This window comes from Streptomyces roseus, assembly GCF_001044425.1.
Lineage (GTDB): Bacteria > Actinomycetota > Actinomycetes > Streptomycetales > Streptomycetaceae > Streptomyces > Streptomyces roseus.
Genome location: NZ_LFML01000063.1, coordinates 51,807 through 73,825, shown reverse-complemented (window position 1 = coordinate 73,825; position 22,019 = coordinate 51,807). Strand labels below are relative to the sequence as shown.

Below are 22,019 nucleotides of genomic sequence, written 5' to 3'. Positions count from 1 at the left end.
CAGGGGGGACCCTGTGGGAGAGTAGGACGCCGCCGAACAATCATTGTGGGAAAGCCCCGCACCTTCTGGTGCGGGGCTTTTCTGCGTTTAGGGGCATTTTTTGCGTAGGGTCGTGGGCATGGGATATGACCTCGTCATCTTCGACAACGACGGCGTGCTGGTGGACAGCGAGCCGCTCGCCAACGCGATCCTCGCCGGCTACCTCACCGAGCTGGGCCACCCCACCTCGTACGAGGAATCGATCCGCGACTACATGGGTGCGGCCGTGCACCGCGTGCACGACCTCGTGTACGAGAGGACCGGGGAGCGGTTGCCCGCCGATTTCGACGCGACCCTGCACGCGCGGACCTTCGCCGCGTTCGAGCGGGAGCTGGCGCCGGTCACCGGGGCCGTGGACGTGCTCGGGGCGCTGACCGCCCACGGGGTCCCGTACTGCCTCGCCTCCTCCGGAAGTCACGAGCGGATCCGGGTCGGGCACCGGGCGGCCGGGCTCGACGGGTGGTTCGAGGAGGAGTGGATCTTCAGCTCGCAGGACGTGGGGAAGGGCAAGCCGGCCCCCGATCTGTTCCTGCACGCCGCCCGGTCCATGGGGGTGGAGCCCGCGCGGTGCGTGGTGGTCGAGGACAGCCCGCTCGGGGTCCGGGCCGCGGTCGCGGCCGGGATGGACGTGTACGGGTTCACCGCCATGACCCCCGCCGAGCGCCTCGCCGGGGCCACGGGGCTCTTCGGGGAGATGAAGGAGCTGACGGGGCTTCTGGAACTGCCCGTGTGATCTCTCTACCCACGGGTAGCCCGCGCGCCTACGCTGTGCCGCCATGACAGAAGACGTTCGGCTGCGCCGGGGGCGGGGCTCCCTGGGGTTCAGCTTCTTCGTGCAGGGCGTGACCTTCGCCCTCCTCGTGACGCGGATCCCCGCCATCCAGGACCGGTACGGGATATCCGACGGGCTGCTGCCCGCCTTCCTCGCGGCCGTGCCGATCCTCGCCGGCGTCTCCAGCGTGGCCACCGAACACCTCGTGAAGCGGGTCGGGGCGGCCACCGTACTGCGGTGGGCGCAGCCGCTCGTCCTGCTCGCCCTGCTGGGGGTCGGGGCCGGTTCGCAGATGTGGCACGCGGCGGTCGCGCTGGGGGCGTTCGGGCTCTCCGTCGGCGCGCTCGACGCCTCGATGAACATGCTCGGGGTGAGCCTCCAGCGGGCGTACGGGCGCAGCATCATGCTCGGCTTCCACGCCGCGTACAGCCTGGGCGGGATCCTCGGGGCCTCCGCGGCCTGGGCCGGAGCGCACTGGCACTTGTCGCTGTTCACCTCGTACCTGCCGGCGGTGGTGGTCCTGCTGCCCCTCGCGTTCCACGGCAGCCGCTTCTACGTCGACCAGAAGGGCCAGGGCGCCGAACTCCCCGAGAAGGGGCTCGGGACCGGCGGGTTCCGGCTGTTGCTGCCGCTGTGCCTGGTGATGGCCTGCGCGTACATCGGGGATTCGACGGTCTCCAACTGGAGCGCCAAGTACCTCCAGGACGTGCTGGGGAGCTCGGAGCAGCTGGCGACGGTCCCGTACAACGTCTACATGGTGACCACGCTGATCGGACGGGCCGTCGGGGACCTGGGCGTGCGGCGCTTCGGCGCGGTGGCCGTCGTGCGGATCGGGACGGTGGTCGCGGCCGGCGGGTTCGCGGTGGTGGCGGCCGCGCCCGGGGCGTGGACGGGGATGCTCGGGTTCACGCTGCTGGGGATCGGGCTGTGCGTGATCGTGCCGCAGACGTTCGCCGCGGCCGGCCGTCTCTTCCCCGGGGCTTCCGACACGGCCATCGCGCGGCTGAACATCTTCAACTACGTCGGCTTCCTCATCGGGTCGCCGCTCGTCGGCGGGATCGGGGACGCCTGGAGCTACCGGGGCGCGATGCTCGTGCCGATGGCGCTGGTCCTCGTGACACTCTTCCACGCCCGCTCGTTCGGCGCACAGGGCGCCCGATACGGTGTCGGGCATGAGCGGCGAGCCGGTGACCGGGCTGTTGATGTGGGACGAGGCGGTAACGGGGTATGACTTCGGACCGAGCCATCCGATGGATCCGGTGCGCCTGGCGCTGACCATGGGCCTGGTGCGCGCCTTCGGGCTCGACCGGGAGATGGAGGTACGGGCGGCCCGCGCGGCCGGTGACTCCACCCTGCGGCTGGTCCACCGGGAGGACTACGTGGCCGCGGTGCGCGAGGTGTCGGCGGATCCGGGGGTGGCCGACGGGTCGTACGGGCTGGGGACGGTGGACGATCCGGCCTTCCACGGGATGCACGAGGCCTCGGCGCTGATCGCCGGGCAGTCGGTGGCGGCGGCGGAGGCGGTCTGGCGCGGGGAGGCCGGGCACGCGGTGAACTTCGCGGGCGGGCTGCACCACGCCATGCCGGGCGGGGCGGCCGGGTTCTGCGTCTACAACGACGCGGCGCTGGCGATCGCCCGGCTGCTGGAGCTGGGGGCCGAGCGGGTCGCGTACGTGGATGTGGACGTGCACCACGGGGACGGGGTCCAGACGGTGTTCTGGGACGATCCGCGGGTGCTGACGATCTCGCTGCACGAGCATCCGCGCACGCTGTTCCCGCAGACCGGCTGGCCGGAGGAGACGGGCGGGCCGGCCGCGGAGGGTTCGGCGGTCAACGTGGCGCTGCCGGCCGGGACCGGGGACGAGGGGTGGCTGCGGGCCTTCCACGCGACGGTGCCCGAGCTGTTGGAGGAGTTCCGGCCCCAGGTACTGGTGACCCAGCACGGGGCGGACACGCACTTCGAGGACCCCCTCGCGCACCTGGCGGTGTCGCTGGACGCGCAGCGGGCGGTGCAGGAGGCCTGTCACCGGCTCGCGCACGAGTACGCGGGCGGCAGGTGGGTGGCGTTGGGCGGCGGCGGTTACGCGGTCGTGGACGTCGTACCGCGGTCGTGGACGCATCTGGTGGGGATCGCGGCGCACCGTCCGGTGGATCCGCTGGCCGCCGTGCCGGAGGCGTGGCGGGACGAGGTGTACGCGCGGACGCGGCAGCCGGCTCCGGCGCGGATGACGGACGGGCGGACGCCGCAGTGGCAGGACTGGGAGGCGGGCTACGATCCCGCCGACCGGATCGATCAGGCCGTTCTGGCCACGCGGCGGGCGGTGTTCCCGTTGCGTGGCCTGCTCACCTGAGGCCTGGGCGGGGCGTGGCATCGTTACGCCAACGGTGGGGCCGTTCACCGGAATTGATGTCCCGTCCCGTGGTGTGCGGCAGCATCGGAGGGTGTTGAGCACCGCCGCGCTGCGTGCGCATCTGCTGGCCGCCCGGTTGGCCGGGCCCGTCGCCACGTCGCGGGAGGAGAGCCTGCGCAGCTACCGGCTGTTCGCGGCGCGGGACCCGCGGGTGTTGCTGGGGCTGGATCCGGAGTGGGGCTGGGGCGAGGGTGACCTGCTGAGGCTGATGGCGGTCAAGTGCGGGGTCTCGGCGGATCCCGCGCACGTCAGCGGGCCGGATGCGATCGATCCGGAGCTGACGCTGGCGGGGCTGGAGGCGTTCGCGGAGCGGCTGCGGGAGGCGGCCGGGGCGCGGTCGCCCGTGCTGTTCGGGACGGGTCATCCGCACCGTCTCCTGGGGTTCTACGCCAGTTTGGCCCGTGCGCTGTCGGCGGTGGGATGTGTTGTGCTCACCCCGGCGCAGGGGGTGGGTGTCGACACGGCGACCCGGTTCGGCGTACGCAGGCACAGCATCGATTACGTACGGGGAGTCGCGTTGGTGCGGGAGCCCGGCGCGCGGCCGGCGGGGAGTGCCACCGGCGTGCACACCCATTCGCCCCTGCCGGTTCGGATCGCGCTGGGGGCCCTCGCGGAGGCCGGCGGGCCGTTGCCGGAATTGGTGGTGGGGGACCACGGGTGGGTCTGCGGCGCAGGTCAGCTCGGTGTGGAGGCGATCGGGCTGGCGGATACGGACGACCCGGCGCTGTTCGTCGGCGAGGCCGAGGGGCGGGTGGCGGTGGCCGTTCCGCTTGATGACGCGGTGCGCGCGGACTACTACAGACCACTGATTCGCTATGTACTCGATCGGGCGAGCCTGCCGGGTGCGCAGGAGTGGCCGTAGCTCCTCTTCCCCACTCGTATCACACGCCCCTACTCTGGGGAGTGAGCGTGCGACGACGAGGAGTAACCGGAGGGGAAGCCGGTGCCCGTCATGCGCGGAAGGTCAAGGTGTGTCATGGCTGCTGGCGAGAGGCCTCTCAGTGAGGTCGTGTTCCTGACCGTGGCAGAGGTTGCCTCGGTGATGCGAGTGTCGAAGATGACTGTGTACCGCTTGGTGCATAACGGTCATCTGCCCGCGATCCGGGTGGGCCGGTCCTTCCGGGTCCCCGAAAACGCGGTTCACGAGTACCTCCGAGAGTCCTATGTGGGGGTGGAGTCGGCCTGAGATTGACCTGCGGTGTCCCTCGGATTACGGGCTCGGAGCTCGGGCGGGTAGGCTAGGCCGACGTAGGTCGTGTGGGCCCAGACGCCCCGCACCGATCCCCGCTAGCGCGGGGATGTTCCGAGAAGTGAGCGAGGGTAGTCGTGGGCTCTGTTATCAAGAAGCGGCGCAAGCGGATGGCTAAGAAGAAGCACCGCAAGCTGCTCAAGCGCACCCGCGTCCAGCGCCGTAACAAGAAGTAAACGGCAGCTGTACGTGTTCTCCGCAGCCCCTCCACCAGACTTTGGTGGAGGGGCTGCGGTGTAGCCGGGGACGACGAGGAAGGCGCGGAGCTCGTGGGGAAGGTCGTGCTCGTTACCGGGGCTGCCCGGCAGCTGGGGGGCCGCTTCGTGCGGCGGGTCCAGCGTGATCCCGAGGTCGATCGGGTCATCGCGGTCGACGCGGTGGCGCCGCCGCACCGGCTGGGGTCGGCGGAGTTCATCCGTACGGACATCAGGCAGTCGTCCATCGCCCGGGTGCTCGCCGAGCACGCCGTGGACACGGTGGTCCATCTCGCCGTGACCGGCGGCGGCGCGGGCGCGGGCGGCGCGGGCAGTGCCGTCAAGGAAACGAACGTCATCGGCACGATGCAGCTGCTCGGAGCCTGCCAGAAGTCGCCGACGGTACGGCGGCTCGTCGTGAAGTCCAGTACCAGCGTGTACGGGGGAGCCTCGCGGGATCCGGCCGTTTTCACGGAGACCACCCAGCCCAAGTCCCTGCCGGCGGGGGGCTTCGCCAAGGACGCCGTCGAGGTCGAGTCGTACGTACGGGGCTTCGCGCGCAGGCGGCCGGACGTGGCGGTGTGCGTGCTGCGCTTCGCGAACATCCTGGGGCCGTACGCGGACTCCGCGCTCGCCGAGTACTTCTCGATGCCGGTGATGCCGACGGTGCTGGGTTACGACCCGCGGCTGCAGTTCGTGCACGAGGACGACGTCCTGGACGTGCTGCGGCTGGCGGCGGGGGAGCCCCGGCGCGGGACGCTGAACAGCGGCACGTTCAACATCGCCGGCGACGGGGTGCTGCTGCTGTCGCAGTGCGCGCGCCGGCTGGGGCGGCCGACGGTCCCGCTGCTGCTGCCCGCGGTGACCTGGGTGGGATCGGCGCTGCGGGCCGTGGGCGTCACCGATTTCTCGCCGGAGCAGATCAGACTTCTGACGCACGGGCGGGTCGTGGAGACGTCCCAGATGCGGGAGGTGCTGGGATTCAAGCCCATGTACACGACCGCCGAGACGTTCAGCGATTTCGCGCGCAGCCGTGGGAAGGGGCTGCTGCCGCCGGAGCGGGCGGGGCAGGCCGTGGACCGGGTCGCCGCCGCCCTGAAGGTGGACAGCTTGAACGTCGGGGTTGCCGGAGCCGAAGAGGGAGCGCAGCGATAGTGGCGGACGCCAAGGTCATTCCGTTCGACGAGGAGCGGCCGCGCCGGCGGGTCGCCGGGACCCGGAGGGTACGGGCGGTGCCCGCTCCCGCCGGGGAGGCGGCGGCGGAGCCGGCCGTGGCGGAGCCGGCCGGCGCGGAGTCCGGCGGGGCCGCCTGGGACCGGCGGATCGCCGGCGGGTTGGCGTTCCTGCGGCGCCGGGTCACCGGGGACTACGAGGTCGACGAGTTCGGCTACGACAAGGAGCTGACGGACCAGGTCCTGATGTCCATGATGCGGCCGCTGTTCGACAAGTACTTCCGGGTCGAGGTCAAGGGCATCGAGAACATCCCGGCCGAGGGCGGCGCGCTGATCGTGGCGAACCACTCCGGGACGCTGCCGCTGGACGGGCTGATGATGCAGGTGGCGGTCCACGACCACCACCCGGCGCAGCGGCACCTGCGGCTGCTGGCGGCGGACCTGGTGTTCATGCTGCCGGTGGTGAACGAGCTGGCGCGCAAGGCCGGGCACACGCTGGCCTGTTCGGAGGACGCGCAGCGGCTGCTGGAGGCCGGGGAACTGGTCGGGGTGATGCCGGAGGGCTTCAAGGGGATAGGGAAGCCGTTCGGAGACCGGTACAAGCTCCAGCGGTTCGGCCGCGGCGGGTTCGTGTCGACGGCGCTGCGGGCGGGGACGCCGATCGTGCCCTGCTCGATCGTGGGGGCCGAGGAGATCTACCCGATGGTCGGCAACGCGAAGACGGTGGCCAGGCTGCTGGGGATCCCGTACTTCCCGATCACGCCGACGTTCCCGTGGCTGGGGCCGTTGGGGGCGGTGCCGCTGCCGACGAAGTGGACGATCCAGTTCGGCGAGCCGATCGCGACTGACGGGTACCCGCCGGAGGCTGCGGAGGACCCGATGCTGATGTTCAACCTCACGGACGAGGTCCGCGAGCAGATCCAGCACACCCTCTACAAGCTGCTGGTGCAGCGGCGGTCCGTGTTCTTCTGATCCCGGACGTACGGCGCAGGCCCTCAACCCCCGGTCGGGGCTGAGGGCCTGCGCCGTGCCGTGTTACTCCGTGTCCTCCGCCTGGATGCCCAGGCCCGGGAGCAGGCCCGGGAGGAGGGGCGGCAGGGTGATCTCCGGTGCCACGCGCTCCGGGGAGGACGAGGGCGCCGGGGCGCTCTGGCCCGTGGGCGGGTGGAGGAGGTCCCCCGTGCCGCCCAGGAGCCCGCCGGGGGCGGGTGAGGGCTTGCCGCCGGTGGGTGCGGGCGGGGTCGGGCTGGCCGAGGGCGCGCCCGCCGCCGGTGCGCTCGGGTGCTGCCCGGCCGGTGTGCTCGGCTTGGGCGGGGCGCTGGATCCGCGGGCCTGCTCGGGGGGCTTGGGGAGCAGGTTCTGGAGGGGCGCCACGTCATCGTCTATGGCCTGGAAGACCGACTCGACTTCCCCGCCCACGTCGGTGAGCTGCGCCGGGAGCTTCTCCCGGAGGCGGCCCCACGCGTCGCGGTGGGAGCGGGAGAAGGACGACAGGGTCTGGATCGGGCCGAGTGAGCCGTCCCGTTCGTAGGCCGCCTGGAGCAGTCGGTGGCCTTCTGCCGCGTCGTGCTTCATGCCGTCGAGGGCCCGGCGGATCGCGCCGAGCGACTCGTGGTCCAGGGTGCCCGCCCGGCCGCGCTCCATCAGCCTGCGGGCCTCCGACAGGCGGTTGGACGCCTGGTCGAGGTAGAGCTCGCCCCGGTCCGCGTCCTCGTCGGCCATGCCCAGCTTCAGGTCCTCCATGCCCCGCTTGACGGGGTAGAGGGAGTCACCGGGCAGGGCGTCCGTGCTGGCAGCGGCCACGCCGCTGAAGGCCCCCGCGGCCACACCTACGGTGAGGCCGCCCGCTGCGATGCCCTTGGACCAGCGGGAGCGGGGCCGCAATTTCCGGAGCGATGTCGCCCGGTGGGCGCCGCGGCCGGTCCGCTGCTCGGGCACCTGAGGGTCCGAGGCGGCACCGCCCCCGGCCCTCTCTTCCATCACCATGGCCTCCATGGCGGCCACGAGCTGTGCTCGTTGCACCACTTTGACCTCGGGGTCCAGCACCGGGCGCGGCATACGTTCGCCGAGCGCGCTCGCCAGGGCCAACAACCGGTCGTGGTCGGCAGGTTCGGCAGGTGCCTCGGACTGCTCGGCCGCCGGGTCCGGTTCCGAAAGGTCGGATGGGGTCCGATCCTCCAGGGCCTGGGCGAAGGCGTTCGCCCGCCGGTGCGGAGTCACGTTCGCGATCACTGGCGGCACCTCCTCTCGTCATGACGATCGACTCCCCAAGGTGTCCGGAAGGTTGCCTTCCTTGAGCACATCCACACTTTCGAGTGAGCGGCTTCGGGCAGGGCGTGTCCACAGGGAGCCTGCATTCCGCACAACGAGCGGCGCGGCACTTGGGTTACGGACGAAGGATGATCGGACCACAGCGTCATCGAGGGGTCACCGGTTGTGTGGATTGCCAGGAGGGTCGGAAGGTGTGGGGGGCGTGGCGGGCGTGGGGGATCCGGGTGGCGCGCGGGGGTGGCGGTGCGCGGTGCGGAGGTCAGCGGGCGTCGTCCGGCAGCAGGCGGGCCAGGGTGCGGACCGCCCGGTACTGGAGGGTCTTGATGGCGCCCTCGTTCTTCCCCATCACCCGTGCGGTCTCGGCGACCGACAGGCCTTGGAGGAACCGGAGGGTCACGCATTCCTGCTGCTGGGGATTGAGCTTGCGGACGGCTTCCAGCAGGGCCGCGTTGGAGAGGGACTCCAGGACGGAGTCCTCGGGGGATCGTTCCACCTCGTTCGCGTCCAGCATCTCGCCCGTGGTCACTTCCAGGCGGAAGCGACTGGATTTGAAGTGGTCCGCGACCAGGTTGCGGGCGATCGTCACGAGCCAGGCGCCGAAGTCGCGGCCCTGCCAGGTGAACGTGGAGATGCGGCGCAGCGCGCGCAGGAAGGTCTCACTGGTGAGGTCCTCCGCGGTCGCCTTGCCGCCGACGCGGTAGTAGATGTAGCGGTACACCGTGTCGCTGTACTGGTCGTACAGCCGGCCGAAGGCCTCGGCCTCGCCGGCCTGGGCGCGTTCGACCAGGTCCATCATGCGGGCCTGGTCGCTGTCCGCGGTGGGTCGGCGGGCGGCGGGCGCGCTCGTTCCGGTTGCGGTGGTGCCGGCACCTCCTCCCGCGCGACCGCGTCTGCCCACCGTCGCGCCGCCGTCGGTCAGGGCGTAGCAAGGTCCGGCCGGGCCGAGGCCGGCAGGGACCGCGGCGGCGAGGGCGGGGACGGCGTACGCGGTGGGGACGAAGCCGCGCAGGTGGTCGAGGACCGTTGCGCGCAGCGTAGCCAGGCCCGAGGCGTCAACCCCGACAGGTGGGTACACGGGACTCCCAGAGGCAGAGCTTCCATCACGTGCAGTGCGGGACCGTTCACCCGTCGTGGCGACAGATGAGCGGTGGCATGCGTTTGAGGAGAATAACGCTTCGTACAGGCAGCGCTACACCCAGTTGCTCAAATCACCGATTCCGACACTTCTGTTGCGTGTCGAAGGCATATTCGGTCGCAATTGGTGATCGGTTCTTGATCGGTTGGGTGCGCGGAATGGGCGCTTCCACGGTGGCTCGCGACCGAGTCGGGCAGGTGCGCGTGGTGCTCCCGGCGCGGGGGTAGAGGTCGGGGAATGCCCGCCGCGCGAGGGTCCGCCCGTACGCGAGAAGCCGCCCGGCGGGCGGCCGGACGGCTTCGGGGCAGGCGGTGGCCGGTGGCGGCCCCGCGGCGGCGGGCCGCGGGTTACCTGCGGCGGCGGTGCAGGGCGATGGCGGCGGCCGCGCCGCCCGCGATCGCGCCGACCCCGGCGGCCGCCGGGACGCCGACCTTCACGGCCTTGCGGCCGGTCCGATAGTCGCGCAGCCGCCAGTCGTGCGCACGGGCATGCTTGCGCAGTTTTGTGTCGGGATTGATCGCGTACGGATGTCCGACCAGCGACAGCATCGGAATGTCGTTGTGCGAATCGGAGTACGCGGCGCAGCGTTCGAGGTCGAGCCCCTCGGCGGCGGCCAGGGCGCGGACCGCCTCGGCCTTCGCGGGGCCGTGCAGCGGCTCGCCGACGAGGCGGCCGGTGTAGATGCCGTCCACCGACTCGGCGACCGTGCCGAGCGCCCCGGTCAGGCCCAGCCGGCGGGCGATGATCGTGGCGGTCTCCACGGGCGCGGCCGTGACGAGCCAGACCTTCTGGCCGGCGTCGAGGTGGGCCTGGGCCAGGGCGCGGGTACCCGGCCAGATCCGCTCGGCCATGTACTCGTCGTAGATCTCCTCGCCGATGGACATGAGCTCGCAGACCTTGTGGCCCTTGACGATGGAGAGGGCGCTGTCGCGGGCGTCCTGCATGTGGTCGGGGTCCTCGACCCCGGCGAGCCGGAACCAGGCCTGCTGCCAGGCGAAGCGGGCGAGTTCGCGGCGGTCGAAGAACTGCCGCTTGTAGAGGCCGCGGCCGAAGTGGAAGATCGCGGCGCCCTGCATGACGGTGTTGTCGAGGTCGAAGAAGGCGGCGGCGAGGTCGTCGCCGGCGACGGGGAACGCGGGCTCGGCCGGTTCCGCTTCCTCGCCGGCCTCCGCGGCCGGCGCCTCCCCGGCAGCCCCTTCGGAGCCGGCCGGCGGCCTCGCGTCCGCGTCGGCGCCGTCGAGGCCGTCGAGGCCCTGCGCGGTCTTGCGGGCGGCCTCGGCCGAGGCCTCGCCTGCCAGCACGCTCCGCGCGGTTGCGGAGCGCCTACGGGGGGTGAGCCATCCCAGAGCGGCCATGACGCGAGCATAGCCATTGTGTTCGGGAGTTCCCGAACCCGCCGGGTGCCGGGGGCGTGAACTCTTCGGTGCCCCGGTGTTACGCGGCGGCGCGGGAGAATGGGGGGCATGAGCCCTTTGCTGCGCCGTAAGGAAAAGAAGCGTCCCGGGGAGCGGGTGGTCACGCTCGTCGGGAAGCCGGGGTGCCATCTGTGCGACGACGCCCAGGACGTGATCGAGAAGGTCTGCGCGGAAGTCGGAGCGCAGTGGGAGAAGAAGGACATCTCGCAGGACGAGGAGCTCTACCGGCTGTACTGGGAGCAGATCCCGGTGGTGCTCGTGGACGGCGAGCAGCACACCTTCTGGAGGGTGAACCCGGACCGACTGCGCCGCGCATTGGAGGGCTGAGCCTGCGGCCGGTTACCATCATGGGCGATTTGTGGGGTCTCGGGGGCGTATCGATGAGGAGTGTGTACCGTTTTGCCCCCCTCGGGATTTGAACGGGTTCGGCGTGTTGCGGGTTCCCGCCCCGCGGGCCCGAGTCGCGTGACCCCGGTCACTTTGCGCGGACAAAGCGGACACAATCTTTGTGCACGCGTTCACAAAGACATAGCCTGCATCCGACGGGGCGGTCTTGGGACAAGTGACCGCCTGCAGCCCCGCTCATCCCGCAGGAGCATCGTGGCAACTGGCCGAACTCACCGACCGGCGACCCGCAGCCGAGGTATTCCCGAGGCCACTGTCGCCCGGCTTCCGCTGTACTTGCGCGCACTCACCGCGCTCTCCGAGCGATCGGTGCCCACGGTGTCCTCCGAGGAGCTCGCGGCGGCGGCCGGAGTCAACTCCGCCAAGCTCCGCAAGGACTTCTCCTACCTGGGCTCGTACGGTACCCGCGGCGTCGGCTACGACGTCGAGTACCTCGTCTACCAGATCTCCCGCGAACTGGGCCTGACCCAGGACTGGCCCGTCGTCATCGTCGGCATCGGCAATCTCGGCGCCGCCCTGGCCAACTACGGCGGCTTCTCCGCGCGCGGGTTCCGCGTCGCGGCGCTCATCGACGCCGACCCCGCGATGGCGGGCAGGCCCGTCGCCGGCATGCCCGTGCAGCACACCGATGATCTGGAGAAGATCATCTCCGAGAACGGCGTCTCGATCGGTGTGATCGCGACCCCCGCGGGCGCGGCCCAGCAGGTGAGCGAGCGGCTGATCGCCGCCGGTGTCACCTCCATCCTGAACTTCGCGCCGACCGTGCTGTCGGTCCCGGACGGCGTGGACGTGCGCAAGGTCGACCTGTCGATCGAGCTGCAGATCCTGGCCTTCCACGAGCAGCGCAAGGCGGGCGAGGAAGCGGCCGCGGCCGGCTCCGCCCCTGCGCCCTCCGCCCCCTCCGGCGACGGCGGAGTCGCCGACGCCCCCGGCGGCGCCGGTGCGGCCCCCGTCGCGGCCGTGGAGCCGCCCGCCGGGCGGGCCGCCGCCGCGCTGCGCAAGAACGGCCCCGAGGGCGAGGTCCCGGCGGTGATGCCGGCATGAGTCTGCTCGTCGTGGGACTGAGCCACCGCAGCGCGCCGGTGAGCGTGCTGGAGCGGGCCTCGCTGTCCGCCGATGCCAAGGTCAAGCTGCTGCACGACACGCTCGCCGCGGAGCCGGCGACGGAGGCGGCGGTCCTCGCCACCTGCAACCGGATCGAGCTGTACGCGGACGTGGACAAGTTCCACGCCGGCGTCGCCGAGCTGTCGACCCTGCTCGCGCAGCACAGCGGCGTGGCGCTGGAGGAGCTCACCCCGTACCTGTACGTGCACTACGAGGACCGGGCGGTGCACCACCTGTTCTCGGTGGCGTGCGGGCTGGACTCGATGGTGGTCGGCGAGGGCCAGATCCTCGGGCAGATCAAGGACGCGCTGGCGCTGGGGCAGGAGCTGCACACCGCCGGCCGCCTGATCAACGACCTCTTCCAGCAGGCGCTGCGCGTCGGCAAGCGGGCGCACTCCGAGACCGGCATCGACCGGGCCGGGCAGTCGCTGGTGACGTTCGGGCTGGAGCAGCTGGCCGTGCACCTGCCGGTGGACGCCTGGGCCAAGGGCAAGCGGGCGCTGGTCATCGGCGCCGGGTCGATGTCCTCGCTGGCCGCGGCGACGCTGGCGCGGGTCGGTGTGGCCGAGGTCGTGGTGGCGAACCGGACCGCCGACCGGGCGGAGCGCTTGGCCGAGATTCTGGTTGCCTCGGGCACCGGGGTGCGGGCGCGTTCCGTCGCGATGTCGGCCCTCGCCGATGAACTGACACGTGTTGACGTGGTCATCTCCTGTACCGGCGCCACCGGTCTGGTGCTGACCGCCGAGGACGTGGCCGCGGCGGTCGGCCCCGCCGGGCTCCTCCCCTCCCCGTCCCTTCCCGGTTCCCGCAGCTCCGCCCAGGCCCCCGCGCCGCAGGCGCCGGCGGGGCTGGAAACCGTCGACGCCGGCGTCCTCGCGCGGCTCGTGGCCGCCGCGTCGGCCGGTGTCCGGCTCGCCGACGGCGGGGTGGCGCGGACCATCGCCCCCCAGAGCGGCGAGCGCGACGGGTGCCCCGTCGAGGTGCTCGCCGGGGACGGGCGGGCCGCGCTCACCGGGGTCGACGCCAACTCCCTCGAACTGCACGGCACATGGGCCGACCAGGGCGAGGCCGCCGCGCACCGGCAGCCCCGCAGGGGCGCCCGCAGTCACGTCGACGCGGCGCCCGTACGGCTGGCCCTGCTGGACCTGGCCATGCCGCGCGACATCGACGCCGCCGTGCACCGGATCCCGGGCGTGCGGCTCGTCGACATCGAGTCGCTCGCGGAGGCCTCGGCCGACGCGCCGATGGCGGCCGACGTGGACGCCGTACGGGGGATAGTCGCCGACGAGGTGGCCGCCTTCGGCGCCGCGCAGCGGGCCGCGCACATCACGCCGACCGTCGTCGCCCTGCGGGCGATGGCCGCCGAGGTCGTGGCCATGGAAGTGGCGCGCCTCGACGGACGGCTTCCGGACTTGGACGAACGGCAGCGGGCCGAGGTCACCCAGACCGTGCGCCGCGTCGTCGACAAGCTCCTCCACGCGCCGACGGTGCGCGTCAAGCAGCTCGCCAGCGAACCCGGGGGCGCCGGGTACGCCGAGGCACTGCGCGAACTCTTCGATCTCGACCCGCAGACGGTGGCCTCCGTCAGCCGGGCGGACGCGGCAGACAAGAACGACGACTCAGGACGGGCATCATGAATCCACGTCTCGACCAGCCCCTGCGGCTGGGCACGCGGCGCAGCAAGCTGGCCATGTCCCAGTCCGGCCATGTCGCCGACGCGGTCAGGGCGATCACCGGCCGGCCCGTCGAGCTCGTGGAGATCACGACGTACGGTGACGTGTCCCGTGAGCACCTCGCGCAGATCGGCGGCACCGGTGTGTTCGTCACGGCGCTGCGCGACGCGCTGCTGCGCGGTGAGGTCGACTTCGCCGTCCACTCGCTGAAGGACCTGCCGACGGCGCAGCCCGAGGAGCTCGTGGTCGCGGCGATGCCGCTGCGCGAGGACCCGCGCGACGCGCTCGTCGCCCGTGACGGCCTGACCTTCGAGCAGCTGCCCGACGGTGCCCGCATCGGTACCGGTTCGCCGCGCCGCACCGCGCAGCTGAACCACTGCGCGCGCGCCCTCGGCAAGCGCATCGAGACGGTCGCCATCCGCGGCAACGTCGACACCCGGATCGGGTTCGTGCGCGACGGGAAGCTGGACGCCGTCGTCCTGGCCGCCGCCGGGCTGAACCGGATCGGCCGCGGTGACGAGGCGACCGACCTGCTGTCCGTGGACTGCGTGCTGCCGGCTCCGGGCCAGGGCGCCCTGGCCGTGGAGTGCCTCGCGTCCGACGCGGAGCTCATCGCTTCGCTCGCCGAGCTCGACGACCCGCACACCCGGGCCGCCGTGACCGCCGAGCGTTCCCTGCTCGCCGCCCTGGAGGCCGGTTGCAGCGCCCCCGTGGGCGCGCTCGCCGATCTTCTGGCCGACGGCCAGGTTGTCAATGAAATGCGCCTGCGCGGCGTCGTCGGAACCCTCGACGGCTCGACGCTCGTGCAGCTGTCCACCACCGGTCCCGTGCCCCAGTCGTACGACGAGGCCATGGCGCTCGGCCGCGAACTCGCGGACGAGATGCTGGCCAAGGGCGCGGCCGGTCTGATGGGGGAGCGATCGCTTTGAACCCCTCACGTCCGACCACCTCCGCTTTTCCGGTCGTCGCCACCCACGGGCACGTCACCTTCCTCGGTGCCGGCCCCGGTGACCCGGGTCTGCTGACGCTCCGCGCCGTCGAGGCGCTCGCGGCCGCGGACGTACTGATCGCGGAGCCCGAGGTGCTCGAGGTCGTACGCGCGCATGCGCGTGCGGGAGTGGACACGCCGCAGCTGACGATTGCTGACGAAGTGTCAGCAGCCGCCGGTGTCCCGGTGATCCGAGATGCCGCCAATCTTGTCATGGAGGCCGCGCGCTCCGGCAGGCGGGTCGTGCGTGCCGTCACCGGCGACCCCGGGCTCGACGGCAACGCGGCCGAGGAGATGCTCGCCTGCGCGACCGAGGGGATCCCCTTCGAGGTGGTGCCCGGTGTCGCGACCGCCGTGGGCGTGCCCGCGTACGCGGGTGTGCCGCTGAGCGGCAAGCAGGGCGCGGACGTGCGGTTCGTGGACGCGCGCAACGCCTCCGCGCGCTGCTGGAGCGAGGTCGGCGCCAGCGACGGCACCCTCGTCGTCTCGGCGACGCTGGAGACCGTCGCGAGCGCTGCCGCCGAGCTGGTGTCCGCGGGGCGGGGGCCCGAGACCCCGCTGACGGTGACCGTCGCCGGTACGACGACCCGCCAGCGGACCTGGAACGCCACGCTGGGGACGATCGCCCAGGTGTTCAAGCAGGGCAAGGTGCTCCCGTCGCCCGAGGGCGCCCGGCCGGTCATAGCCGTGGTCGGTGAGCGGGGCGCCGCCGCGCGGCGCGAGGAGCTGGCCTGGTTCGAGTCGAAGCCGCTGTTCGGCTGGCGGGTCCTCGTACCGCGCACGAAGGAGCAGGCCGCCTCGCTCTCCGACCAGCTGCGTTCGTACGGTGCGGTGCCGCACGAGGTGCCGACCATCGCGGTGGAGCCGCCGCGCACCCCGCAGCAGATGGAGCGGGCCGTGAAGGGGCTCGTCACCGGACGCTACGAGTGGATCGCCTTCACCAGCGTCAACGCGGTGAAGGCCGTGCGCGAGAAGTTCGAGGAGTACGGGCTCGACGCCCGGGCCTTCGCGGGCATCAAGGTCGCCGCCGTGGGCGAGCAGACCGCCGCCGCGCTGGTCGAGTTCGGCGTCAAGCCGGACCTGGTGCCGAGCGGGGAGCAGTCCGCGGCCGGGCTGCTGGAGGACTGGCCGCCGTACGACCCGGTCTTCGACCCGATCGACCGGGTGTTCCTGCCGCGGGCCGACATCGCGACCGAGACCCTGGTCGCCGGGCTGATAGAGCTGGGCTGGGAGGTCGACGACGTGACGGCCTACCGGACCGTGCGCGCGTCGCCGCCGCCGGCGGACACGCGCGAGGCGATCAAGGGCGGCGGCTTCGACGCCGTTCTCTTCACCTCGTCGAGCACGGTGCGCAACCTGGTGGGCATCGCCGGCAAGCCGCACAACGTCACCGTCATCGCCTGCATCGGCCCGGCCACGGCCAAGACGGCGGAGGAGCACGGCCTGCGGGTCGACGTCCTGTCGCCGGAGCCGAGCGTGGGCAAGCTGGCGGAGGCACTGGCCGAGTACGGCGCGGCCCGCCGCGAGGCGGCCAAGGAGGCCGGCGACCCGGTGTCCCGCCCGAGCGAGCGCCGCCCCGGCGCGCGGCGGCGTCGTACGACGTGAGCGGCTTAGGCGGCCGGACGCGGTCCGGAGCAACGGTGGAGGGGCCTGGGTGCACACGCACCCGGGCCCCTCGCGCTTCGTAATCCCGTTGTGCGGCCCGCCCGTGTACGGAAAGGATCACGGCCGGACGGCAGGGGATGCGGGGGAGCGGGTGACGGACGGGGACGCGCGGCTGGTGGCGGCGGTCCGGGCGGGGGACCTCCCGGAGGTCCACGCCCTGCTGGGGGCGGGGAGCGACCCCGACGCGGTCGGCGAGGACGGGCTGCCGGTGCTGTGCGCGGCGGTGGCCGCGGGCGAAGGGGAGATCGCCGGGGCCCTGCTGGGGGCCGGAGCCGATCCCGGCGCGGCGGATGCGGACGGCGTGCCGATCCTGTGCGCGGCGGTGGCGGCGTTCGCGTACAAGACCGTCGCGGCTCTGGTGGAGGCGGGGGCCGATCCGGACCTGGGGCTGCCGGACGGTACGACCCCGCTGCTGCGGGCGGTCGAGGGCGGCTCCCCGGCGGTGGTGTCGGCGCTGCTGTGGTCCAGGGACCTCCGGGCGCCGGGAGCGCGCCTGGCGCCGCCGGTGCGCGAGCGGCTGCTCGCCGCGGCCCGGGACTGGTACGAGACGGGAGCGGAGGCGGAGTTGCGCCGCCGCACCGGAGCCACGGGCCCGGCGCGGACGGCCACGGTCGATGACGAGTGGTGCGAGGTCGAGCAGGTCACGCTGGGCGGGCGGACCGTCCGCGCCGGACACGGAGCCGTCCTGACCACCCTGGAGTCGGCGTTCGGCCTCCCGGCCCCGCCGGCGGAGCTGGTGGCGCGCGCCGTCCGGCACCCCGACTCCGCGCACGCGGACTGGGCCGCGTCCCTGTTCGACCTCCGCAACCGCCCCGGGGAGGAGGCGCGGGACACGGTCACGGCCCTGCGCCACCACCCGTCACCGCACCACCGCCGGTTCGCCGCGGACTGGCTGGGGCCCCGCCCGTCCTTCACGGACACCGACGCGTACCCGCACCACGAGGACGACCGCGACCTCCTCGCCGCCTGGGCGGAGACCGAGACGGACGCCGTGGTGCTCGCCCAGCTGCTCTGGGCCCTCACCGAACACGCGGAGGAACACCCCCGGCTGGAGGCGGTCGGCCTCCGGTACGCCGACCACCCCGACCCCCGGGTGCGCCGCAAGGTGCCGGACTGCCTCGGCCGGCACGACGGGCCCCTGACGGCTCGGGTGGCGGGCGTACTGGGCGTCCTGACACGGGACCCGGACGACGAGGTCCGCTTCGGCGCCGCGTGCGCCCTGCTCGCGGCGGGCCGGGAGGGGCGGGAGGGCGACGAGGATCGGGACGGGCCGCGGGCCGTCGTGCGCCGACTGGCCCGCGATCCGCACAGTCCGGTGCGCGGCGGAGCCGCGGAGGTCCTGGCCGAATCCGGCGATCGCACGGCGGACGCCACGGAGGTCCTGCTGGCCCTCCTGGACACCGGCGACCGCATCCTGCGCCTGATCGGCGCCTACGGTCTGGCCCGGCGGGACCACCCGTACACGCCGCAGGCGTACGCGCGGGTGGAGGAACTCGGCCCCATCCACCAGCCCGACCACCGGTCGTTCGCGCTGGACGACTGGCACCGCCGCAACGGGGGGAAGCGATGACGGAGCGGGACGCCGCACTGGTGGCGGCGGTACGCGCGGGGGACGGCGAGCGGGTACGCGACCTGCTCGGCGCGGGCGCCGATCCCGCGGCTGCGGGGGAGGAGGGGCTGCCGGTGCTGTGCGCGGCGGTGGACGCGTTCGCGTACGAGGTCGCCGAGGCCCTGGTGGCGGGCGGCGCCGACCCGGATCGGGCACTGCCGGACGGTACGACCCCGCTGCTGCGGGCGGTCGAGGGCGGCTCCCCGGCGGTGGTGTCGGCGCTCTTGGACGCGCGCCCCGCCCCGCTGCCCGAGGCGGAGCGGGACCGGCTGATCGTCACCGCCAGGTGGTGGTACGAGCGGGGCGCGGAGGGCGAGCTGCGGCGGCTGACGGGGGCCGACGGCCCGGCGGACGTCCGGTGGGTGCGGGACGCCGAGGGCCACCGGGTCGAGGAGGTCGCCCTCGGCGGGCGGACCGTCCGGGCGGGGCACGGGGCCGTCCTGACCCAGCTGGAGTGGCATTGCCGGATCCTGGCCCCCGTCGGGGAACTGGTGGCCCGCGCGGTGCGGCACGGGGACCCCGAACATGCCGACTGGTGGGCGTCCCTCTCGGTCCTCTGCCGGCGCCAGAGCGCGTGGACGTGGCAGGAGGTGGTCGCCTTCCACCGGGACCCGGCGCCCCTGTGCCGGGCGTTCGTCGCCGACTTCCTGAGCCCGGGCTGGATGGTGTCCCCGGTCACCGGTCACGCCCGCTGGTACGAGGGGAAGCAGGCCGAGCTCCTGGGCGGCTGGGCGGACACGGAACGGGACGGCCGGGTGCTGGCACAGCTGCTCTGGCTCCTGGAAGCCGACGACCACCCCGCGGCGCGGGTAGCCGGGCTGCGCCACACCGGCCATCCGGACCCCGGCGTGCGGCGCCGGGTGCCGCGGCTCTTCGCCCGCCCCCTGGATCCCGAGGCGCTGCGGGTGGTGCTGGACCTCGGCCGGGACCTCGACGGCGGGGTGCGGGCGGCTGCCGCCGAGGCGCTGGGCGGGGAGGAGCTGTCGGAGGAGGACCGGCCGGTGCTGCTGGCCCTGCTCCGCGACGGTGATCCGGAGGTTCGGAGCTGTGCAGCCTTCGCCACGGCCCGGGGCGCCGACCGCTCGCCTCGGATCACCGAGGCGCTGTGGGAACTCCTCGACTCCGAAGAGCAGGAGCTACGGCTCAGCGCCGCCTACGGCTTGGCCCTGCGGGACGACCCGAGGACGGTGGAGGCGTACGCCCGGGTGGGCCCGCTGGGCCCGGAACTGGCGGCGGACCCCCGGGCGGACGGCTTGTGGCGGTGGAGGTTCAGGAACGAACCCAGCCGGTGAGCCCCGCCCAGGCGGCGGGGGCGAGGGCGAGGGTCGGGCCGTCGGCGACCTTGGAGTCACGGACGTGGACGGTGTCGGCGCAGGGGCAGGTGGCCACCTCGACGCAGGCGCCGCCTTCGCTGCCGCTGTAGGAGGACTTGTGCCAGGCGTAGGCCACTTCCAGGCAGTTGCCGCCCTCGCTGCCGCTATAGCTGGACTTGAACCACGTGAGTTGGATGCTCATGGATCTCCTAGCAGCTCGTCCAACAGGTCCCTGGTTTCCTCGGGGTTGAGGGCCTGCGTCCGCAGCATCGCATACTTCTGAGTCAGGATGCTGACCTCATCGAGGTCGGAGAGGACCAGACTGCCGCGGTGTGTTTCGAGGTACGCGATGTGCTGGTGTTCGGCGGTTTCCAAAAGGACGAACGGGCCGTCGAGCGATGGATGCGCGGTGCGGCCCAGGGACAGGACCTGGATGGTGACACCGGGGAGGCGGGCACAGTCCGCCAAATGACGGAGCTGCTCGTTGTGCACCTCACGGCCCCCGAGCGGGCACCGTAGAACTGGCTCCCAGATGACAAAGCTCGCCAGCATGGGCTGGGTGCGATGCAATGCGGTTTGGCGGTCGATGCGGGCCGTGGTCTGGTCGGCGATTTCGTCTGCCGTGAACAGCGGTATCCGGCTCTGGAAGACCGCTTTGGCGTAGGCGGGAGTCTGGAGAAGACCGGGGACTACCTGGTTCTCGTACGAGGAGATGGCTTGGGCCTTCTGCTCCAGATTGATCAGCGGCTCGGCCCAGGGCGGGATGACATCGATCTGCGGCATCTTGTGCGCGGCAACGGCCAGGATGCCGGGGAGTCCGAGCTCCCGGTCCATGACGTCCGCGACATCGGGCATCAGGGGCCTTCGGCCCTGTTCGATGGAGGCGATGCTTTCCTCCTGGAGTCCGACCTGCTTGCCGAGCTCCCTCTGCGTCAGCCCCTTGGCGACGCGAGCGGTGGCGACCTGCTCGCCGACCATCTTCATCGCCGTGCCGTTGGGCCGTGTCCTCTTCCGTGGTGGCATGACCGTGAACTCCCCGTCCCCGCACGCGAACTACCCGTACCAACCCGTACTGAACGACAGGTACGGGTTATCGCACTGCAAGAGGCTAGTCACGCAACGCGACGATCGTCCCGTGAACGTGGAAATCCATCCGGCCATGCTGCGTGAGCGGTACTTCCCCCGCAGCCGCCAATCCATCGGCTCCACCAGGGAGTTCGCGGCGGTGACACTTGATGCGTGGGGTGTCACACGCCGCCGGGACGACCTGTTGCTCTGCGTGAGCGAGCTCGCCACCAATGCCCTGCTGCACGGTGTGCCGCCCGGCCGGTACTACCGGCTTCGGCTGCTGCTCTTCGACGACCTCGTCCGGGTCGAGGTGGCCGACAGCGGGGGTGGTCTGCCTCAGGTGAAGGAGCGGGATCCCGGGGCCGAGGGCGGGCGGGGGCTGCTGCTCGTGGCGGCCCTCGCCGGGCGGTGGGGGGTCGGGCCGCGCCGGCCTGGAAAGGTGGTGTGGTGCGAGCTGCCCCTGACGGGCCACCTGCACGGCACCCCCTAGGCTGGAGGCGACTGCTGTCCAGGCTCGAAGAGGCGACTGAGTATGAGCGCGTACGGATCCTTCCCCGGCTCGCGGCCCCGCCGGCTGCGCACCACCCCGGCGATGCGGCGGATGGTCGCGGAGAACCGGCTGCACCCCTCCGACCTGATCCTGCCCGCCTTCGTCCGTGAGGGGATCTCCGAGCCGCTGGCGATCTCGGCGATGCCGGGGGTCGTCCAGCACACCCGTGACACGCTGCGGAAGGCCGCCGTCGAAGCCGTCGAGGCGGGTGTCGCGGGGATCATGCTCTTCGGCGTCCCGGCCGACGAGAACAAGGACGCGCTCGGCACGGCGGGCACCGAGCCCGACGGGATCCTCCAGGTCGCCATCCGCGACGTGAAGGCGGAGGTCGGCGACGACCTGGTCATCATGTCCGACCTGTGCCTGGACGAGTACACCGACCACGGGCACTGCGGCGTCCTCGATGAGCACGGCCGCGTCGACAACGACGCCACGCTGGAGCGGTACGCCGAGATGGCGCAGGTCCAGGCCGACGCGGGCGTCCACGTGGTGGGCCCGAGCGGCATGATGGACGGCCAGGTCGGCGTGATCCGCGACGCGCTCGACGAGACCGGGCACGAGGACGTCTCGATCCTCGCGTACACCGCGAAGTACACCTCGGCCTTCTACGGGCCGTTCCGCGAGGCCGTCGCCTCCTCCCTCCAGGGCGACCGCAAGACGTACCAGCAGGACCCGGCGAACGCGCGTGAGTCGCTGCGGGAGCTGGCGCTCGACCTGGAGGAGGGTGCGGACATGGTGATGGTCAAGCCGGCCGGCCCGTACCTGGACATCCTGTACCGGGTCGCGCAGGCGGTGGACGTACCCGTCGCCGCGTACCAGATCAGCGGCGAGTTCGCGATGATCGAGGCGGCGGCGGAGAAGGGCTGGATCGAGCGCGACCGGGCCATCCTGGAGACCCTGCTGGGCATCAAGCGGGCCGGCGCCGACACGATCCTGACGTACTGGGCGACGGAGGTCGCGGGCTGGCTGCGCGAGACGCGCTGACC

The 22,019-nt window shown here is 72.4% G+C and carries 22 protein-coding genes; 17 read left to right on the top strand and 5 right to left on the bottom strand.

The features are described 5' to 3' along the window. The first annotated feature begins 118 nt into the window (after window positions 1-118). From ACS04_RS16935 to ACS04_RS16905, 8 genes are all read left to right on the top strand, one after another. The gene (locus ACS04_RS16935; protein ID WP_048477458.1) at window positions 119-772 is read left to right on the top strand and encodes an HAD family hydrolase; all 654 of its coding nucleotides are present in this window, start codon (window positions 119-121) and stop codon (window positions 770-772) included. Window positions 773-815: 43 nt separating this feature from the next. Next, the gene (locus ACS04_RS16930) at window positions 816-2,042 is read left to right on the top strand and encodes an MFS transporter (protein WP_048477457.1); all 1,227 of its coding nucleotides are present in this window, start codon (window positions 816-818) and stop codon (window positions 2,040-2,042) included. After that, complete coding sequence (locus tag ACS04_RS16925; RefSeq protein ID WP_078864869.1) at window positions 2,014-3,162, top strand: acetoin utilization protein AcuC; 1,149 nt, start codon at window positions 2,014-2,016, stop codon at window positions 3,160-3,162. The genes ACS04_RS16930 and ACS04_RS16925 overlap by 29 nt, the downstream gene beginning before the upstream one ends. Before the next feature lie 91 nt (window positions 3,163-3,253). Then, window positions 3,254-4,084 (top strand): phosphatase, encoded by an 831-nt coding sequence (locus tag ACS04_RS16920; protein WP_048477455.1) that lies wholly within the window; start codon window positions 3,254-3,256, stop codon window positions 4,082-4,084. A 114-nt stretch (window positions 4,085-4,198) separates the two neighbouring features. Beyond that, window positions 4,199-4,408, top strand: a complete 210-nt coding sequence (locus ACS04_RS16915) for a helix-turn-helix domain-containing protein (RefSeq protein WP_158708561.1) — start codon at window positions 4,199-4,201, stop codon at window positions 4,406-4,408. A gap of 140 nt (window positions 4,409-4,548) precedes the next feature. Next, window positions 4,549-4,647, top strand: coding sequence for a 30S ribosomal protein bS22 (locus ACS04_RS36300; RefSeq protein WP_003948845.1), 99 nt, complete (start codon window positions 4,549-4,551; stop codon window positions 4,645-4,647). A gap of 93 nt (window positions 4,648-4,740) precedes the next feature. Then, window positions 4,741-5,820 carry an NAD-dependent epimerase/dehydratase family protein gene (locus ACS04_RS16910; protein ID WP_048477454.1) on the top strand — a complete coding sequence of 360 codons (1,080 nt, stop codon included), beginning with the start codon at window positions 4,741-4,743 and terminating at the stop codon, window positions 5,818-5,820. Then, window positions 5,820-6,809, top strand: a complete 990-nt coding sequence (locus ACS04_RS16905) for a lysophospholipid acyltransferase family protein (protein WP_048477453.1) — start codon at window positions 5,820-5,822, stop codon at window positions 6,807-6,809. The genes ACS04_RS16910 and ACS04_RS16905 overlap by 1 nt, the downstream gene beginning before the upstream one ends. Before the next feature lie 63 nt (window positions 6,810-6,872). Here ACS04_RS16905 and ACS04_RS16900 read toward each other — a convergent pair whose 3' ends face one another. The 3 genes from ACS04_RS16900 to ACS04_RS16890 all read right to left on the bottom strand — a co-directional run bounded on the left by ACS04_RS16900 (window position 6,873) and on the right by ACS04_RS16890 (window position 10,598). Further along, window positions 6,873-8,069, bottom strand: a complete 1,197-nt coding sequence (locus ACS04_RS16900; protein WP_048477452.1) for a DUF5667 domain-containing protein — start codon at window positions 8,067-8,069, stop codon at window positions 6,873-6,875. Between the two features lie 298 nt (window positions 8,070-8,367). Next, complete coding sequence (locus ACS04_RS16895) at window positions 8,368-9,183, bottom strand: ECF subfamily RNA polymerase sigma factor, BldN family (protein ID WP_048477451.1); 816 nt, start codon at window positions 9,181-9,183, stop codon at window positions 8,368-8,370. 407 nt (window positions 9,184-9,590) lie between these two features. Continuing rightward, window positions 9,591-10,598, bottom strand: a complete 1,008-nt coding sequence (locus tag ACS04_RS16890) for an HAD family hydrolase (RefSeq protein ID WP_048477450.1) — start codon at window positions 10,596-10,598, stop codon at window positions 9,591-9,593. A gap of 99 nt (window positions 10,599-10,697) precedes the next feature. On the opposite strand from ACS04_RS16890, the gene ACS04_RS16885 reads away from it, so the two are divergent. The 7 genes from ACS04_RS16885 to ACS04_RS16855 all read left to right on the top strand — a co-directional run bounded on the left by ACS04_RS16885 (window position 10,698) and on the right by ACS04_RS16855 (window position 19,394). Beyond that, window positions 10,698-10,985, top strand: a complete 288-nt coding sequence (locus tag ACS04_RS16885) for a glutaredoxin family protein (protein WP_048477449.1) — start codon at window positions 10,698-10,700, stop codon at window positions 10,983-10,985. A 273-nt stretch (window positions 10,986-11,258) separates the two neighbouring features. Next, window positions 11,259-12,107, top strand: a complete 849-nt coding sequence (locus ACS04_RS16880) for a redox-sensing transcriptional repressor Rex (protein WP_048477448.1) — start codon at window positions 11,259-11,261, stop codon at window positions 12,105-12,107. After that, window positions 12,104-13,804, top strand: a complete 1,701-nt coding sequence (locus ACS04_RS16875; protein WP_048477447.1) for a glutamyl-tRNA reductase — start codon at window positions 12,104-12,106, stop codon at window positions 13,802-13,804. The genes ACS04_RS16880 and ACS04_RS16875 overlap by 4 nt, the downstream gene beginning before the upstream one ends. Next, on the top strand, window positions 13,801-14,769 hold the full coding sequence (hemC, locus tag ACS04_RS16870; protein ID WP_048477446.1) for a hydroxymethylbilane synthase: 969 nt from the start codon (window positions 13,801-13,803) through the stop codon (window positions 14,767-14,769). Before ACS04_RS16875 ends, hemC begins: the two co-directional genes overlap by 4 nt. Further along, window positions 14,766-16,433 (top strand): bifunctional uroporphyrinogen-III C-methyltransferase/uroporphyrinogen-III synthase, encoded by a 1,668-nt coding sequence (locus ACS04_RS16865; RefSeq protein WP_048477445.1) that lies wholly within the window; start codon window positions 14,766-14,768, stop codon window positions 16,431-16,433. Before hemC ends, ACS04_RS16865 begins: the two co-directional genes overlap by 4 nt. Before the next feature lie 151 nt (window positions 16,434-16,584). Beyond that, window positions 16,585-18,063, top strand: a complete 1,479-nt coding sequence (locus tag ACS04_RS16860; protein WP_053080804.1) for a HEAT repeat domain-containing protein — start codon at window positions 16,585-16,587, stop codon at window positions 18,061-18,063. Beyond that, window positions 18,060-19,394, top strand: coding sequence for a HEAT repeat domain-containing protein (locus tag ACS04_RS16855; RefSeq protein ID WP_048477444.1), 1,335 nt, complete (start codon window positions 18,060-18,062; stop codon window positions 19,392-19,394). The genes ACS04_RS16860 and ACS04_RS16855 overlap by 4 nt, the downstream gene beginning before the upstream one ends. On the opposite strand, the gene ACS04_RS16850 is transcribed toward ACS04_RS16855, so the two are convergent. Continuing rightward, complete coding sequence (locus ACS04_RS16850) at window positions 19,372-19,617, bottom strand: DUF397 domain-containing protein (protein WP_048477443.1); 246 nt, start codon at window positions 19,615-19,617, stop codon at window positions 19,372-19,374. The genes ACS04_RS16855 and ACS04_RS16850 overlap by 23 nt on opposite strands. Beyond that, window positions 19,614-20,399, bottom strand: a complete 786-nt coding sequence (locus ACS04_RS16845; RefSeq protein WP_078864867.1) for a helix-turn-helix domain-containing protein — start codon at window positions 20,397-20,399, stop codon at window positions 19,614-19,616. The genes ACS04_RS16850 and ACS04_RS16845 overlap by 4 nt, the downstream gene beginning before the upstream one ends. 151 nt (window positions 20,400-20,550) lie before the next feature. Here ACS04_RS16845 and ACS04_RS16840 point away from each other — a divergent pair, with 151 nt between their 5' ends. Then, on the top strand, window positions 20,551-20,973 hold the full coding sequence (locus ACS04_RS16840) for an ATP-binding protein (RefSeq protein ID WP_342449459.1): 423 nt from the start codon (window positions 20,551-20,553) through the stop codon (window positions 20,971-20,973). Window positions 20,974-21,015: 42 nt separating this feature from the next. Further along, entirely contained in the window at window positions 21,016-22,017 is a 1,002-nt protein-coding gene (gene hemB / locus ACS04_RS16835; RefSeq protein WP_030869723.1) for a porphobilinogen synthase, read from the top strand. Window positions 22,018-22,019: the final 2 nt, after the last annotated feature.